This is a genomic window from Amycolatopsis sp. N2S4-7, from assembly GCF_058119595.1.
Map to the genome: position 1 here is coordinate 6,627,792 of NZ_CP172299.1, position 14,718 is coordinate 6,642,509.

Below are 14,718 nucleotides of genomic sequence, written 5' to 3' on the forward strand. Positions count from 1 at the left end.
ACCGCATCGCCGGGTGAACCGCACGTGAACCCGGACTAACGATCAGCCCGTGGTGCCGGTCTTCTTACTGGTGCCGGACGACTTCGACGTGGTTTTGGACGGCGACTTCGACGTGCTGCTCGGTGGAGCCTGCTCGCTCGCCGGGACCGGCGCGTTCGGGTCGGGCAGCGGGGTGTTGTTGCGCAGCGCGTCGAAGAGGGCCTTCGTCTTGCTGCGGACGAGGACCTCGTTGCCGCGGCTGTTGGACTCCCCGGTGGTCGGCACGGTGAGGAACGAGATCTTCGACGGGTCGAGGCCCTTCATCGACTGCGCCAGCGTCATCATCTGCTTGACGCCGAGGTTGTCACCGAAGGTGGCCTTCGCGAAGGCGGTGATGAAGTCGCTGAGCTTGCCCGGGTCGAGCACGACGTCCGACGACATGACCTTCCGCAGCAGCGCGCCGATGAACTCCTGCTGCCGCTTGATCCGGCCGTAGTCCGACGTCGGGTCGCCCTTGACGTGCCGGGCGCGCACGAAGTTCAGCGCCTGGTCACCGGAGATCGTGACGTCGCCGGTCTCCAGCAGCACCTTGCCGAGGACGCTGTCGTCGATCGGGAGCTCGTTGTGGATGGTGACGCCGTGCACGGCGTCGACCATCTCCTTGAAGCCGTTGAAGTCGATGCCGACGAAGTGGTTGATCCGCAGCCCGGTGATCTGCTGGATCACCTTCGTCACGCAGGCCGGGCCGCCGACCGCGTACGCGGTGTTGAGCTTCGCGATCTTCTGGCCGGGGACCTTTTCATCGGTCGTCTTGCTCTGCGCCGGGTCCCAGCGCTGGCAGTCGGGCCGGGCGATCTCGAGGTCGCGCGGGAACGACGTGACGACGACCCGCTTCCGGTCGGCCGGGATGTGCGCCACCATCACGGTGTCACTGCGCGCGCCGGGGGTGCTGTCGGCGGTGCCGACGCCTTCCTCGGCGGACGCGCCGTCGCGGGTGTCGGAGCCGACCATCAGGAAGTTCTCGTCGTTGGCCTGGGCGTCGGCGTCCTGGATGTCGGCGGAGTTCTCGTCGAGCGCGGAGACCTGGGTGAACTTGGCGTCGAAGTAGGTCTGGGCACCCCACGCGCCGCCGATGCCGAGGAACACCAGACCGGCGACGACGGCCGCGGCGATCCGCCCGAACCGCGCCGAACGCTCGATCTTGCGCTGCTTCTTCTCCTGGAGCCGCGTCTGGGCGGCGTCGACCTCGGGTTCCTCCGGCGGCGCCGGCGCGACGACGCGCTGCAGAGCGGTACGGGTGCTCTCGATGAGCGAAGTCGGCGAAAGCCGCTCACGGCGTTCGCGCCGCTTCGCTTCCTCGGCTTCCATCTCGTCGTGCGCGGCCGAGAACCGGGCGAGCGTGTGGTCGATCTTGCGGCGGACCTGCGTCGCCTCGTCGATCGCTTCCATCTCGTCGGTCATGGTCAGCGGATCGAGCGCGGACCGCGGCGGCACCGCGCTCGGAGCCGGGCGGGTGACCCCGGGACGCTTCTGGGTGGGGGCGTCCGGTGAAGCCGCGGCAGCCTGGGAACGCTGGGGCGCGTTCCCCTCGGCGGCGCTCGCGGGCCGCTGGGGCGCCTCGGGGGCGGCGCGACGGGGGTCGGCCGCCGCGGCGCCGCGCCGGGGTGCCGGGCTGTCGGGCGTGTTCGCGGGCCGCTGGGGTGCCTCGGGCGCGGCCGCACCGCGACGGGGTGCGGGTGCGTCGGATGCCGTGGCCGCGCGGCGAGGTGCTGGTCCGTCGGGAGTCGCGGCGCGCGCGTTGCCGTCGGGGGCGGCGCGGCGAGGTGCGGGTGCGTCGGCTGCCGCGGCGGCGCGGCGGGGTGCCGGGCTGTCGGGCGTGCTCGTGGCCCGCTGAGGCGCATTCCCCTCAGGGGCGGTCCGGCGAGGTGCGGGTGCGTCAGGAGCGCCGCGGCGAGGAGCCGCGTTGTCGGCGACCCCATCGGCGGCAGCCCCGGGACGGCGGAGCCGGCGGGGCGGCTGCGGCGCGGCCGACGTCTGCTGGGCGCCCGGGTTCGCGGCCGGCGGGCGGCGCTGGGGCGGGGCCTCGGGCAGCGGAGCGGCGGCCGTCGTGCGGCGCGGCTGACGCGGCCGCGGCGGGCGTGGTTGACGAGTGGCGTCCGTGGGTACTGGGTTCTCAGCGGAAGCCTGCGCCGGCCGCGGTGCGCGCGGCGGCTGCGAGGCCCGGCCCGGAGCCGGCTGAGCGGGTGGTTCGGCGGCGCGGACCCGGTGTCCCGGCTGGTCGGAGCGGTCCTGCTGCTCGCGCGGCGGGAGCGGGCGGACGCCGGTGGTCTTGGCGACGACGTCGGAGACGCTGATCCCGCCCTGGTCCTCCATCGACCGCCGTCTGCCGGTCCGGGGCCGTGCGGGGCCGTCGGCGCGGCGACCGGTTCCCGGGCTGTCGTGCTCGTCCGGCACTCGGTCTCCTTTCGCGCGTTTCGCAGGGCGGGTTCGACTTGGCCGTCTTCCCCCGCAGGAGGTGATCGTTCCCCAGGAGGTTTTCGTTATCGTACGGATACCCCCCGTTCGTGACGACACCCTCCCGGAATTTTCTTCACCTTGAGTCGACGAACGGCCGCTGGGCGTCGACAAACGGGTGAAGGACCTCGTCCGCAATCCGGAGTAATGCTGGGTTTACGTTACTCAGAGTGGGTTATTAACTGCGTGCTTTGCGCGTCGTGATAGGCGACTTTGTTCCGCCCCGCACGTTTCGCCGCATAAAGCAAGGTGTCCGCGCTGCGCAGCTGGCGCTCGGGTGACGTCGGCGTCCCGCGCCCCGGCGCCTCGTGCGCCAGCCCGGCGCTGATGGTCACGCGCAGTCCCGGCTGAAGTTCTGACCAGGGGTGACGGGCGACGCGCCGCCGGGCGGCGTCGACGATGCGGACAGCGTCTCCCGCGTCGACCCCGGGCAGCCACAGCACGAACTCCTCGCCGCCGTAGCGGGCGCAGAAGCCGTCCGGGGGCAGCCCCTCCTGCAGGAGGTCCGCCACCCGGCGGAGGACGCGGTCGCCGACGAGGTGACCGTACGTGTCGTTGACGCTCTTGAAGCGGTCCAGATCGATGAGCGCGATGCCCAGCGGCGGCCGCGGAAGCGCCGTTTGCCGGTCGCCGAACGGTCCGTAGAGCCGCTCGTCGAGGTAGCGGCGGTTGTAACTCGACGTCAGCGCGTCGCGCAGGCTGCCGTCGCGGGCGATGTCCAGCGCGGACCGCAGGTGCTGGTAGGCGCGGCGCCAGTCGCCCTGGGTGGCGAAGAGGCTCGCGACGGCCTCGTGCAGGCGGAGGAGGTCCGGCGGCTGCGGGGTGCCGGCCCGGCGCAGCGCGGCTTCCTCCTCGGCGACCATGCCCACCTCCACCACGCATTGGTTGTCGTCGTGGCGGAGGCCGCGCTTGAGACGTCGGTCCGGACGAAGGTGAATTTAGCTCAAACGGGAGTGCGGTCGTGACTCTGCGGAGTTGTCGGCTCAGAGGCCCGAGAACGGGTCGATCCCTTTGAGCTGCTCGAACTGGTCCTTGGCCCAGTAACTCACATTAGCCGTGTTGTCGTTCAGTAGCTCCGTGTAGTCGGTCCAGGCGACCCAGCGCCAGTCGCCGACCTCGGCCGGGTTCGGTGACGGCTCGGCGTCGGCCCAGGCGGTGAACACCGGGCAGAACTCGTTCTCGACGATCCCCTGGAACGGCGGCGTCCGGTACCGGTAGTTCGGCAGCACGCACCGCAGCCCGGACAGCGACGGCAGCCCGAGCTCGTAGGCGGCGCGGCGGCGCACGGCGTCCTCGAGGGATTCGCCGGGCGCGGGGTGGCCGCAGACGCTGTTGGTCCAGACCCCCGGCCAGACCTTCTTCTCGTGGGCCCGCTGGGTGATCAGCAGGGCGCTGTCGCTGCGGCGGAGGACGTAACACGAGAAGGCCAGGTGCAACCGGGTGTGCTCGTGGTGACTGGCCAGCTTCGGGCCGGTCTCGCCGGTGGGCACGCCGTCCTCGGTGACGAAGACGACCTGCTCGGTCTCGGGTTCGGTCGCGGTATCCACGAGTTCCAGTGAACACGACGGGCCGGAGCGGGCCGTACCGCGAGGCGGGTGGGTTAACGGCGGTCCGCCCGGCCGGGTGACAGTCCGCTACCGCGCGTGGAGGTGCTCGACGAGCAGCGAGGTGACGGCTTCCGGCGCTTCCTCCGGCACCCAGTGCGTGACGTCCTCGAGCATCTCGAAGCGGTAGGGCCCGGTGACCCAGTTCGCGGTGTCGAGCGCGGCGGTCGACCCGAAGGAGACGTCCTCGGTGCTCCAGATGTAGAGCGTCGGCACGGCGACCTTGCCGATCTTCCCGCCCGGCCGGCCCGCGCGGTACCAGTTGAGGGCCGCGGTGAGCGCACCCGGCTCGGAAAGCCGCTGCACGTAGTCGTCGACCTTGGACGGCGGGACGCGCCGCTCGAACATCTCGCGCAGCGCGCGGGCGTCGTTCTCCAGCATCCGCCGCTCGGTGACGCGGGTCTGCCGCCACTCGGTCATGTACTGGGTGCGCAGGTGCTGGTCCTCATCGGTTTTCATGGCCGCGGCGAGCGCGGCGGGATGCGGCGTGGAGATGGCGGTGAGGCTGCGCAGCCGCTCGGGGTGCGCGTCGGCGGTCCACCAGGCGACCGCGCCACCCCAGTCGTGCCCGACGAGGTCGAACTCCCGCCAGCCGAACTGGTCGGCGATGGCGACAACGTCCCCGACGAGGTGATCGATCGAGTAGTCGGAAGCCTGTTCGGGCCGCACACCGGGCGAGTACCCCCGCTGATCCGGCGCGACGGCCCGGAAGCCGAGCACCCCGAGGGTGGCCACCTGGTGCTCCCACTCGACGGCGGCTTCGGGAAAGCCGTGCAGCAACAGCACGGGCCGCCCATCCTCGGGCCCGGCGGCGATGGCGTCGAAGGAACCGGCCTCGGTGGGGATGCTGATGTGGTCGATCACGGGAGCGAATCTACTTGCCCTGGTTGAACGTCCGGTGTCAGCCCAGCACCTCGTCCGTCGTGGTCACCTTCACCAGGGGGCCGTACAGGCGGAGGATGTCCAGCGTCTTCGCGTGGCTCTCGTCGTCCACGCCCGCGCACGCGTCGGACACCACCGTCACCGCAACACCCGCGTCCGCCGCTGCCAGGGCTGTCGACAACACGCAGCAGTCGGTCGACACCCCCGCCAGCACCAGCTGTGCGCCACCCACCCGTGTCGCCATGCGGGGCGTCCACTTGCCGAACGTTGTCGCGTCCACAGTGGACGACGGCTGGAACGCGTCGATCACCTGGTACAGCGGTGCGTCCGGGGGCTGCAGGGCGAACGGCCACTGCGCGTAGTACTGCTTCCACGCCCCTTCCGGCGGCGAAGGCGCGACGAACCGTGTGAACACGACGTCGTCGCCGAAGGCGGTCACCAAGCGGTGGATCCGGGGCACCACCTCGGCGAAGCGTGGCGTGAACCAGGGGCTCGCCGGGTCGGCGAACACGTTCTGCAGGTCGATGACCGCCAGGATCGACTTCACGCCGTCTCCTGGGCGTGGATCCGCGGCCGCGTGGACAACGTGACCAGGAAGCCCAGCGCCAGCGCCAGCAGCACCCCGAGGTTCGCGTACGCCCATGCGCCGTCGCGGCCGCCGAGGCCGAGCGGCTCGAGCAGGTATCCCTGCCACTGCAGCCAGTCCGCCGACGAGTTCGTCACCAGACCCCAGCCCAGCGCCGTCGCCACCAGGACCAACGCGATCGGCCCCGGCCGGACGTCGCCGTAGCGGCCGGCCGGGTCGAACAGGTCCTGCTCGGCGTAGTCGCGCCGTCGCAGGAGGACGTCGGCGAGCATCACGCCGCACCAGGCCGCCACCGGTACGCCCAGCGTCACCAGGAAACCCTGGAACTGGCCGAGGAATTCGCCGCCGAAGAACACGATGTAGATCGTGCCGAGGATCATGATCACGCCGTCCACGAGCGCCGCCGCGGGGCGCGGCACGCGCAGCCCCGCCGAGAGCAGCGCCAGCCCCGACGAATAGATGTCCAGGACCGCGCCGCCGACCAGGCCGAGCACCGCGACGATCGCGAACGGCACCAGGAACCACAGCGGCAGCAACGTCGTCAGCGCGCCGATCGGGTCCTTCGCGATCGCGTCGTTCAGCGAGGGCGACGAACCGGCCAGCAGCAGCCCGAACACGAGCAGCACCAGCGGCGCCACGGACGCGCCGAACGTCGTCCAGCCGATCACACCCCGGCCAGACGACGAGCGCGGCAGGTAGCGCGAGTAGTCCGCCGCCGCGTTGACCCAGCCGAGGCCGAACCCGGTCATCAGGAACACCAGCGCGCCGATCCACTGCTGCGCCGACCCGGACGGCCGCGCGCTGACGGCTTCCCAGCTGACGTCGCCGGCCACGAGGACCACGTAGACGACCGTGAGCACGCCGGTGATCCAGGTGATCCACGTCTGCAGCTTCATGATCGCGTCGAAGCCGAGCACGCCCGCGGCGACGGTCAGCGCCGCCACCACGACCAGCGCGATCACCTTCGTCGGTGTTCCGCCGCCCCAGCCGAGGCGCTCGAACACGGTCGCCGTCGCCAGCGTCGCCAGCGCGGCGAGCACCGTCTCCCAGCCCACCGTGAGCAGCCACGAGATCGCCGACGGCAGCCGGTTGCCGCGGACACCGAAGGCCGCGCGCGAGAGCAGCATCGTCGGCGCCGACCCGCGTTTGCCGGCGATCGCGATGAACCCGCACAGCAGGAACGAGAACAGGATGCCGACGACCCCGGCGACCACCGCCTGCCAGAACGAGATGCCGAAGCCGAGGGTGAACGAGCCGTAGCTCAGCCCCAGCACCGACACGTTCGCGCCGAACCAGGGCCAGAACAGCTGACGCGGCCGCCCGCGGCGTTCGGCGTCGTCGATGACGTCGAGGCCGTTGGTCTCCACCTCGAGCTTGCGGGAACCGGTCATTTCGTGGCCTCCACCAGCTGGTCGATCTCCTCCCGGACCGGCGCGGTCGCCGGGCCGGGACGGGTCACCGAAAGCGCGGCCGCCGCGTTGGCGCGCACGGCGGCGTCGAGGAGGGTACTGCCGCGCAGCAGCTCGGCGGCCAGTACGCCGCAGTGCGTGTCGCCCGCGCCGGTGGTGTCCACGACGTCGACCGGGAAGCCCGGGACGTCGGTGGTGCGCCCGTGTTCGTGGACGCGGCAGCCCTTCGCGCCGTCGCGGACGACGGCGACCGGGGGCAGCTCACCGAGCACATCGGCTTCGCGGGTGTTGCAGCTCAAGATGTCTACTGTGGACAATACTTTTCGAAGTGCGTCCGGATGGATCGATGCGACCAGTGGGCCAGGATCGAAGAGCACTCTCGAGCCGCGTAGCCGGGGTAGCCACTCGAGGAGCGCCGCGCAATTGATCTCGTGCAACAGACTGTATCCGGTCACGTACACGACGTCGTCCTTCGTTGGGAGGACCCGGTCGAGCAGGTCCGTCCGCAGCCGTCCTTCGGCGCCGGTACCCGTGGCGAAGGTGCGCTCGCCGGTCGCGTCGACCAGCACGACGACGACGCCGGTGTCCAGCTCCGGCGTCGGCTCGTGGGCGACTTCGATGCCTTCGGCTTCGAGGGCGGTGCGGGCGAGGTCGCCGAAGCCGCCGGTGCCGTGGCTGCCGGCGTAGAGCACGCGGGCGCCGGACCGCGCGGCCGCGGCCATCACGTTGAACCCGCCGCCGGGCAGCAGGTTCGTCGAGGACGCGAGGACGTCGCCGCCGGGTGGCGGCAGGGCCGGTACCGCCATGACCAGGTCGAGGACGACCTGCCCGGTGTGCACCAGCCGCCCGGTCACCGGCGGCGCAGCTTGAGGAGTTCGTCGACGAGCGGCCCGAATTCGAGCCGGTTGACGGCGAGGACGGTTTCGACGACGTCGGGGCGGAAGACGCCGACGCCGTGCGCGGCGCCGAGCATCGCCCCGCAGATCGCGGCGACGGTGTCGGTGTCGCCGCCGAGCCCGGCGGCCAGGCGCAGCGCCGACGGCGGGTCGTCGCCCATGGCTTCGGCCAGCGCGAACGCGGCCACGACGGACTCCTGCGACGCGACCGACGTGCCGATCACCCGGGCGACCGCGTCGGCGACGGCGTCCGGGGCCATGCCCCGCACCCAGTCGCGCGCCCAGCGGATCCGCGCGGCGATCTCCCCGCCGGGCGCCCAGTGCCCGCGCTCCCCGCCGACGACGGCGGCGCGTTCGCCCGCGTCGAGCGCCTCGGGCAGGCTCGCGCCGTCGACCCCGGCGGAGACGGCGGCCGCGACCGCGGCGGCCGCCGCGATGCCCAGGCTGGTGTTGTGCGTGACCCGCGCCGTCGCGACGACGGCGTCGACCAGGCGGTGCAGGTTCTCGGCGGGCGTGGCGATGCCGACCGGCGTGACGCGCATGGCGGCGCCGTTGGTCGTGCCGGTGCGGCCGGCTTCGTCGGCCGGGACGCCGTCCTGGAGCCGGGAGAGCGCGCGTTTCGTCGACGGCCCGAGCAGGTCCGCGGAGCCGCGGCGGACCATGTCCGCCTCCCAGATGAGCAGGGCGTCGGCGAAGACGTGCGGCTCGACGGTGCCGCGGCCGTCGATGAGCAGCCGGGCCAGCAGGATGGCCTGCTCGGTGTCGTCGGTGACCGAGCCGGCGGGCATCGACGGCGCGACCGGCTGCTCGGCGACGGCGGTGAGCAGGCCGGTGACCGGCCCGTAGGTGGCGGCGATCGCGGCGCGGGACATGGACTGCGTCGGCATGCCGAGCGCGTCGCCGACGGCCAGCCCGGTGAACGCGCCGAGCGCCCGGTCCCGCGCGCTCACCGGTGTCCGAAGGTGAGGTGGAACTGGAACCGGTCCGGGTCCAGCAGGCTGACGACGCGCTCGACCAGCCGGCCCTCGACGTCGACGGAGGTGCGTTCCGCGCGGAGGAAGAGCTCGCCGATGCTCCGGCCGAGCAGTTCGGCGGCGCAGACGTCGAGGCGTTCGGTGCTGATCCACTGGTCGCCGCCGACGGAGATCCGGCCGGCGGCTTCGAGGGTCTTGGTCAGAGAACCGTCGCGCAGGCCCGTTTCCGGGAGCCCGGCGAGCGGTCCGACCGCGGGCACGGTGGCGGTTTCGAGCGAGATCCCGCGGTCGCGTTCGCGCCGCAGCCGTCGCACGGCGACGTAGGTCTTCTCGCCGAATTCCTCTTCGAGGGCCTGGTCTTCGACGGTCTCGATGCCGAGCAGTTCGGTGGTGACCGGCGCGCCGGCGTCGGCGAGGGCGCGGGCCCAGCCGATCCGCTGGTCGAGCTGGACGCCGTCGAAGGTGACGAACGAGCCGACGCCGGCCTGGGTGGAGATGAGTTCGAGCTGCTGCAGCTCGGACAGCGCGCTGCGGACGGTGCCGCGGCTGACCTGGTACTGCAGGGCGAGCTGGTTCTCGCCGGGGAGGCGTTCCCCGTGGGCGAGGCGGCCGGAGCGGATCAGGTCGCTGAGGTCGCCGACAACCTGTTCCCGCTTGCTATACATGTACACACCTGTACACCTGGCGTTGTCGCAGGTCAAGCGGCGACGAGCTCGCGCCGCCCGGATTCCGCGGCGACCATCGCCCCCGCTTCCTTGGCGCTCAGGCCGGCGACCAGCATGATCACCGCGAACGAGCCCACGAAGATGACGGTGCTCAGCCACACCATGGTGGACACCGGCAGGGTGAAGGCACCGACCACGCGGGCGGCGCTCTCCAGCACGAACCCGATTCCCCAGATGTAGCTGCTGCGGCGGAGGACGGTGTCGAACCGCCGGTTGCCGCGCAGGCGTTCCCAGGCCTCTTCGTGGTCGGCCTGGCCGTGGGTGAGGAACGGGCGCAGGGTCTTGGTCATGATCGGCTGCGCGGTGAACGCGGAGATCAGGATGACGAGCCCGGTGATGCCGCTGCCGAGCGAGTCCTTGGCGATCATCATGCGGGCGTCCCCGGAGACGAAGGTCAGCAGCATGCCGACGACGTTCGTGACCAGGACGACGAGGGCGAGGCCGTTGAGGGTGCGGTCCTTGGCGAACTGGAAGAGCGTCCGGCCGAGCGGGAAGACCCCGGAAAGGGCGAGCGCGGTGAAGTCGCTCGCGCCGAGCGAGTGGAGTCCGTAGTAGGTCCCGATCGGCACGGCGATGTCGATGGCGAGGGTCTTGAGCAGCGAGCTTCCGGCCTGGTTCGTCGTCTTCGTCGTCATGGGAAGAGCTTGTCGCGGCGAGGGGCCCGAGAAGGATGCCGTCCGCCACGACTTGGGCCTGACAGATGTCACGGCCCCGGCTCAGCACCGGAACGCTGATCGCCTCACATTTCCCCGGCCTGCGTCGTCGGGTCCGCATGACAACGTTCTTGCGAGTCACGATCGCCCTGCAGACCCTGGCCGTCTTCCTGGCGCCGGTCACCGCCGGCTTGCTGCTGACCGTCCCGAGCGGGAAGGCGCTGCACAGCGCTTCGGCGTACACCGTGTTCGTCGTGGCGGTGGTGCACGTCGTGGCCGCGGTGCTCGTGTGGCGGCCGGGCGGCGGATCACCCCGGCCGATCCTCTACGCGGTCGCCTTCCTCGGGCTCACGCTGGCGCAGGTCTTCCTGGGCATCGCGCACGTCAAGACCGTGCACGTGCCGCTGGGTGTCCTGCTCTTCGGGTTCAGCCTGCTGCAGCTCAGCGTCACGAATCCGACCAGCGCAGCCCGTAGGTCAGTCCTTCCCTGAGCGAGTTGAACTCGGCGGCTACCTCGCCGATCCGGTCGATCGTCACGGGCACGTCCTCGGAATTGATCTCTTCCGCCGCTCGCGGGGGGATGCCGTGGACGGCCCACACGTTGCCCGGCAGCCGATCCGGGGCGAACTTGACCCGCGCGCTGAAATGGTTCGTTTTGCGCAGGGGGGTCAGGAAGTAATACGAGTGCATCAGCTCCGGGGAAAGCACGGTGTACTGGATGCGGTACTCGTAGCGCTCGCCGACGCGCAGGGCCTTTGCGAGCTGGACCGTCAAGACCATGTGGCTCGGCGAGGCTTGCCTGCGCTCGAGGATCCTTCCGCCGTACACGAACTCGGCGTGGACGTGCTCCTTCTGGCTCGGAGTTCGACGCGGAGCGGTGGCGGGAAGCTGGATCTCTTCCAGCCCGTCGGTGGACGACACTATTTGCCGGGTTTCGGTCAGGATCGGCTGCTCGAGGTCGAGTTGGAAGATTCCCTGGACGGATTCCGTGTGCCACTGCTCGGTGGCGTAGTCGTCCGAGGGGGAGGCCAGTTTCTCGAGGATCTCTTCGGCCATCCGCCGGAAGGCCAGGTCGACCCGCCTGCGAGCCGTTCGAGGGTCGCGGTCGAGTGCCTGCGCCAGCCAGCGCAGCCGCTGGTCGAAGAACTCGCCCGAAGTGCTCTCTTCCAGGCCGAACGCGGTCATGGCGGCGAGTTGGAGGTTGTCGGGCAGCCTCGTCGCCAGGCTGGTGATCGCCTGGATCAGTTTTTCCCTGATCTGGCGTTCCGTGTCCGACGTCGGAATCGTGAACGCTTCTCGCAGGAGGCGGCCGGTGCGCTGTTCGATGTCCGTGGCGAAGATCCCGCGTCCGCGACGGAGTTCGCTCAGTTCGCGAACCACTTCGTCCAATTCCCTGTCGGCCTCAGGTCGCACGGGGCTCATGATCGCTATTTCACTTTACGTCTTGGCTTGGGGAGGTGTCCGAATGTGGTCCAAGGTCGGCATTTCGCGTATTCACGGAGAAGCGCGACCCGGTCCTTCGGATCGCTCCCGCGGAGAACGATGGCGAGCCCGATGAGCCAGGTGATCAACAGAAGGGCCAGTGCCAGGACTGCCCAGGCCGAAAAGGCAACCTCATTGAGCCATGTCGCGATCGCACCCATAAGGTGCCCTTTCGTCGAGGCCTCTGCGACCCGTCACGGAATGTGTCGATCTTCGGAGAAATGTATTGATCGACAACAAAGCTCAGTGGGTCTCCATGACATCATGGTGTCCATCTTGTGTCACCTTGTCAAGACTTGGACACCGGATGTCAGGTGGTCGCGAGCGGGCCTGCTCAGCCGCCGGAGTGCATGTCTTCCGCCTCCGGGACGCAGTCGTCGTCCGGGTTGTCGAGCCAGCCGTGGGGCAGCGTGACCTTGCCCGGGGAGCCCTGACGCCCCCGCGGGCCCGTCGCAGCCGCCGGGAACGGGGCTGTGTGGTCGAGCTGGGCGATCAGGTCGTCCAGCTGGTCCATGCTCGACAGCATCGCGAAGCCGCGGCGGAGTTCCGAGCCGACCGGGAAGCCCATCAGGTACCAGGCCATGTGCTTGCGGATGTCGCGCATCGCCTTGTCGTGGCCGTCGTGCTCGACGAGCAACTCCGTGTGGCGACGGAGTACGCGGGCGACTTCGCCCAGGTTCGGCGGGGTCGGCAGCGGGCGACCGGCGAACGCCGCTTCCAGCTCGCCGAACAGCCACGGCCGGCCCAGGCAGCCGCGGCCGACGACGACGCCGTCGCAGCCCGTCTCGGCGACCATGCGCAGGGCGTCGTCCGCGGAGAAGATGTCGCCGTTGCCGAGCACCGGGATGCTCGTGACGGCTTCCTTCAGCTCGGCGATCTTCGTCCAGTCCGCCTGGCCGGAGTAGCGCTGGGCGGCGGTGCGCGCGTGCAGGCTGACGGCGGCCGCGCCCTCGGCTTCGGCGATGCGGCCGGCGTCGAGGAACGTGCGGTGGTCGTCGTCGATGCCGATGCGGAACTTCACCGTGAACGGCACGTCCCCCGCGGCCTTGGCGGACTCGCGCACGATCGCCTCGAACAGCTTCCGCTTGAACGGCAGCGCGGCCCCGCCGCCCTTGCGCGTCACCTTCGCGACCGGGCAGCCGAAGTTGGAGTCGACGTGGTCGGCGAGCCCTTCCCCGACGATGATGCGGACGGCTTCGGCCATGGTCTTGGGGTCGACGCCGTAGAGCTGCATGGACCTGGGCTTTTCGTTCGCGCCGAAGGTCATCATGTGCATGGTGCCGGGGTGCCGTTCGACGACGGCGCGGGCGGTGATCATTTCGCACACGTAGATCCCGGCGCCGTACTCGGCGCACAGCTGCCGGAAGGCGACGTTGGTGATCCCGGCCATGGGGGCGAGCACGACCGGCGGATCGACCTCGTAGGGGCCGATCTTCAGGGCGGGCTTGCTCAAGGTGGCGGTCACGTCCTCCATTGTCGCCTGTGGTGTCGATCACGCCGATCGGGGTCAGGCGACGAGGTCGTCCCAGCGGACCAGGACCGCCGCGCCGAGCAGGCCGGCCACCAGGATCTTGCCGATGATGAGCACGGCCGCCGTGCCGGTGAACGACAGGAGGTCCAGCACCACCCCGGCCACGAACGCCGCCGCGAGCACCCGCGCGCCCCACCGCCGCCGGAAGGCGAGGGCGAGCACGCCGATCAGCTGGACCAGCGTGGCGAACACGCCGAGCACGAACCACGGTGACGGCTGCCCGCCGTGGGTGAGGTCGTCCGCCAGCACCATGATCTGGGCGACCAGCACCACCGCCGTGCCCAGTCCGAAAACGACCAGCATCACCGGCAGGAAGATCCGGCCGGCACCGGCGGGCGTGGCGCGTTCGGGCACGCGACGACGAGGCACGGCGAGCCTCCGCTCGATTCGAAGGAATCACCACAGTGCCCGATCCGGAGAACGGCTCCCACCGTGGTTTTGCCGACAGCAAGTAAGTTTCGTCGTATGACCGAAAAGCCCCTGCGCTGGGGAATCATGGGCACCGGCGGCATCGCCGGCGCGTTCGCGCAAGACCTGAAGCTCACCGGCTCCGGCGTCGTCACCGCCGTCGGGTCGCGCAAGGCCGGCAGCGCCGGTGCCTTCGCCGACCGGCACGGCGTTCCCACCAGGCACGGCAGCTACGAAGAACTCGCGAACGATCCGGACGTCGACGTCGTCTACGTCGCCACGCCGCATCCGATGCACCACGCCAACGCGCGGCTCGCCCTCGAAGCCGGGAAGCCCGTTCTCGTCGAGAAGCCGTTCACCATGAACGCCGAAGAGGCGCGGGACCTCGTCGCCCTGGCTCGTGAGCGGGGGCTCTTCCTCATGGAAGCGATGTGGACGCGGTTCCTGCCGCACATCCGGCACATCCGGGAGCTGCTGCCGAGCCTCGGTGAACTCGTCACCGTCACCGCCGACCACGGGCAGTGGTTCGCCAAGGACCCGGCCTTCCGGTTGTTCGCGCCGGAGCTGGGCGGCGGCGCCCTCCTCGACCTGGGGATCTACCCGGTGTCGTTCGCTTCGATGGTGCTCGGCGCGCCCGACCGCGTCGCTGCCATGGCCACGCCCGCCTTCACCGGCGTCGACGCGCAGATGTCGATGCTGTTCGGCTACGCGGACGGGGCTCAGGCCGTGCTGAGCTGCACGCTGAGCGCCGTTTCGCCGACCACGGCGACGATCGTCGGCACCGACGCGCGCATCGAGATCGACGGGCCCTTCTACGCGCCCGCGTCCTTCACGCTCATCCCGCGCGAAGGCGAGCGAAGCCGCTTCGAATACGTCGACGAAGGCCGTGGCCTGCGGTATCAGGCCGACGAAGTGGCGCGACGGCTGGCCGCCGGGGAGCTCGAGAGCCCGCTCATGCCGCTGGACGAGACGGTCTCGATCATGGTGACGATGGACGAGGTGCTCGCCGCGACCAGGACGTGACCCCGGTTTGAGTAGTGCTACGGATCCGCAGGTGGAGCGGGTGCGTGACCCT

The 14,718-nt window shown here is 70.5% G+C and carries 17 protein-coding genes; 4 read left to right on the plus strand and 13 right to left on the minus strand.

Going from position 1 to position 14,718, the window contains the following annotated elements; all coding sequences use genetic code 11:
• Window positions 1–42: 42 nt before the first annotated feature.
• Window positions 43–1,440, minus strand: a complete 1,398-nt coding sequence (locus ACH54P_RS31330) for an LCP family protein (RefSeq protein WP_489906920.1) — start codon at window positions 1,438–1,440, stop codon at window positions 43–45.
• On the opposite strand from ACH54P_RS31330, the gene ACH54P_RS31335 reads away from it, so the two are divergent.
• Together ACH54P_RS31335 and ACH54P_RS31340 are read left to right on the plus strand one after the other, a co-directional pair.
• The gene (locus tag ACH54P_RS31335) at window positions 1,439–1,873 is read left to right on the plus strand and encodes a hypothetical protein (protein ID WP_489906921.1); all 435 of its coding nucleotides are present in this window, start codon (window positions 1,439–1,441) and stop codon (window positions 1,871–1,873) included. The genes ACH54P_RS31330 and ACH54P_RS31335 overlap by 2 nt on opposite strands.
• Before the next feature lie 69 nt (window positions 1,874–1,942).
• A complete protein-coding gene (locus ACH54P_RS31340; protein ID WP_489906922.1) occupies window positions 1,943–2,101 on the plus strand; it encodes a hypothetical protein in 159 nt (52 codons plus the stop codon).
• Between the two features lie 553 nt (window positions 2,102–2,654).
• Here the strand turns inward: ACH54P_RS31340 and ACH54P_RS31345 are convergent.
• From ACH54P_RS31345 to ACH54P_RS31385, 9 genes are all read right to left on the minus strand, one after another.
• Entirely contained in the window at window positions 2,655–3,356 is a 702-nt protein-coding gene (locus tag ACH54P_RS31345) for a GGDEF domain-containing protein (RefSeq protein WP_489906923.1), read from the minus strand.
• A gap of 120 nt (window positions 3,357–3,476) precedes the next feature.
• Window positions 3,477–4,040, minus strand: coding sequence for an isopentenyl-diphosphate Delta-isomerase (gene idi, locus ACH54P_RS31350; RefSeq protein ID WP_489906924.1), 564 nt, complete (start codon window positions 4,038–4,040; stop codon window positions 3,477–3,479).
• Between the two features lie 87 nt (window positions 4,041–4,127).
• Window positions 4,128–4,961, minus strand: a complete 834-nt coding sequence (locus tag ACH54P_RS31355; protein WP_489906925.1) for an alpha/beta fold hydrolase — start codon at window positions 4,959–4,961, stop codon at window positions 4,128–4,130.
• A gap of 37 nt (window positions 4,962–4,998) precedes the next feature.
• On the minus strand, window positions 4,999–5,526 hold the full coding sequence (locus ACH54P_RS31360) for a cysteine hydrolase family protein (protein ID WP_489906926.1): 528 nt from the start codon (window positions 5,524–5,526) through the stop codon (window positions 4,999–5,001).
• The gene (locus ACH54P_RS31365; RefSeq protein WP_489906927.1) at window positions 5,523–6,956 is read right to left on the minus strand and encodes a purine-cytosine permease family protein; all 1,434 of its coding nucleotides are present in this window, start codon (window positions 6,954–6,956) and stop codon (window positions 5,523–5,525) included. The genes ACH54P_RS31360 and ACH54P_RS31365 overlap by 4 nt, the downstream gene beginning before the upstream one ends.
• Window positions 6,953–7,828 (minus strand): PfkB family carbohydrate kinase, encoded by an 876-nt coding sequence (locus tag ACH54P_RS31370; protein ID WP_489906928.1) that lies wholly within the window; start codon window positions 7,826–7,828, stop codon window positions 6,953–6,955. Before ACH54P_RS31370 ends, ACH54P_RS31365 begins: the two co-directional genes overlap by 4 nt.
• A complete protein-coding gene (locus ACH54P_RS31375) occupies window positions 7,825–8,820 on the minus strand; it encodes an ADP-ribosylglycohydrolase family protein (RefSeq protein WP_489906929.1) in 996 nt (331 codons plus the stop codon). Before ACH54P_RS31375 ends, ACH54P_RS31370 begins: the two co-directional genes overlap by 4 nt.
• Window positions 8,817–9,509, minus strand: coding sequence for a GntR family transcriptional regulator (locus tag ACH54P_RS31380; RefSeq protein WP_489906930.1), 693 nt, complete (start codon window positions 9,507–9,509; stop codon window positions 8,817–8,819). The genes ACH54P_RS31375 and ACH54P_RS31380 overlap by 4 nt, the downstream gene beginning before the upstream one ends.
• Window positions 9,510–9,541: 32 nt before the next feature.
• Window positions 9,542–10,204, minus strand: a complete 663-nt coding sequence (locus ACH54P_RS31385) for a VC0807 family protein (RefSeq protein ID WP_489906931.1) — start codon at window positions 10,202–10,204, stop codon at window positions 9,542–9,544.
• Between the two features lie 149 nt (window positions 10,205–10,353).
• Between ACH54P_RS31385 and ACH54P_RS31390 the strand changes: the two genes are divergently transcribed.
• Complete coding sequence (locus ACH54P_RS31390; protein ID WP_489906932.1) at window positions 10,354–10,713, plus strand: hypothetical protein; 360 nt, start codon at window positions 10,354–10,356, stop codon at window positions 10,711–10,713.
• Here ACH54P_RS31390 and ACH54P_RS31395 read toward each other — a convergent pair.
• The 3 genes from ACH54P_RS31395 to ACH54P_RS31405 form a co-directional block, all read right to left on the minus strand.
• A complete protein-coding gene (locus ACH54P_RS31395; RefSeq protein ID WP_489906933.1) occupies window positions 10,670–11,644 on the minus strand; it encodes a hypothetical protein in 975 nt (324 codons plus the stop codon). The genes ACH54P_RS31390 and ACH54P_RS31395 overlap by 44 nt on opposite strands.
• A 394-nt stretch (window positions 11,645–12,038) precedes the next feature.
• A complete protein-coding gene (gene dusB, locus ACH54P_RS31400) occupies window positions 12,039–13,178 on the minus strand; it encodes a tRNA dihydrouridine synthase DusB (protein WP_489906934.1) in 1,140 nt (379 codons plus the stop codon).
• A 33-nt stretch (window positions 13,179–13,211) separates the two neighbouring features.
• Window positions 13,212–13,604 (minus strand): hypothetical protein, encoded by a 393-nt coding sequence (locus ACH54P_RS31405; RefSeq protein ID WP_489906935.1) that lies wholly within the window; start codon window positions 13,602–13,604, stop codon window positions 13,212–13,214.
• A gap of 96 nt (window positions 13,605–13,700) precedes the next feature.
• Here ACH54P_RS31405 and ACH54P_RS31410 point away from each other — a divergent pair, with 96 nt between their 5' ends.
• The gene (locus ACH54P_RS31410) at window positions 13,701–14,666 is read left to right on the plus strand and encodes a Gfo/Idh/MocA family protein (protein ID WP_489906936.1); all 966 of its coding nucleotides are present in this window, start codon (window positions 13,701–13,703) and stop codon (window positions 14,664–14,666) included.
• Window positions 14,667–14,718 lie beyond the last annotated feature (52 nt).

Bases quoted from the DNA above. Each gene is read 5' to 3' on its own strand.
- ACH54P_RS31380 (WP_489906930.1), bottom strand. From the start codon at position 9,509: ATGTATAGCAAGCGGGAACAGGTTGTCGGCGACCTCAGCGACCTGATC.
- ACH54P_RS31410 (WP_489906936.1), top strand. From the start codon at position 13,701: ATGACCGAAAAGCCCCTGCGCTGGGGAATCATGGGCACCGGCGGCATC.
- ACH54P_RS31365 (WP_489906927.1), bottom strand. From the start codon at position 6,956: ATGACCGGTTCCCGCAAGCTCGAGGTGGAGACCAACGGCCTCGACGTC.
- ACH54P_RS31330 (WP_489906920.1), bottom strand. From the start codon at position 1,440: ATGACCGACGAGATGGAAGCGATCGACGAGGCGACGCAGGTCCGCCGC.
- dusB (WP_489906934.1), bottom strand. From the start codon at position 13,178: ATGGAGGACGTGACCGCCACCTTGAGCAAGCCCGCCCTGAAGATCGGC.
- ACH54P_RS31345 (WP_489906923.1), bottom strand. From the start codon at position 3,356: ATGGTCGCCGAGGAGGAAGCCGCGCTGCGCCGGGCCGGCACCCCGCAG.
- ACH54P_RS31385 (WP_489906931.1), bottom strand. From the start codon at position 10,204: ATGACGACGAAGACGACGAACCAGGCCGGAAGCTCGCTGCTCAAGACC.
- ACH54P_RS31335 (WP_489906921.1), top strand. From the start codon at position 1,439: ATGGTCAGCGGATCGAGCGCGGACCGCGGCGGCACCGCGCTCGGAGCC.
- ACH54P_RS31395 (WP_489906933.1), bottom strand. From the start codon at position 11,644: ATGAGCCCCGTGCGACCTGAGGCCGACAGGGAATTGGACGAAGTGGTT.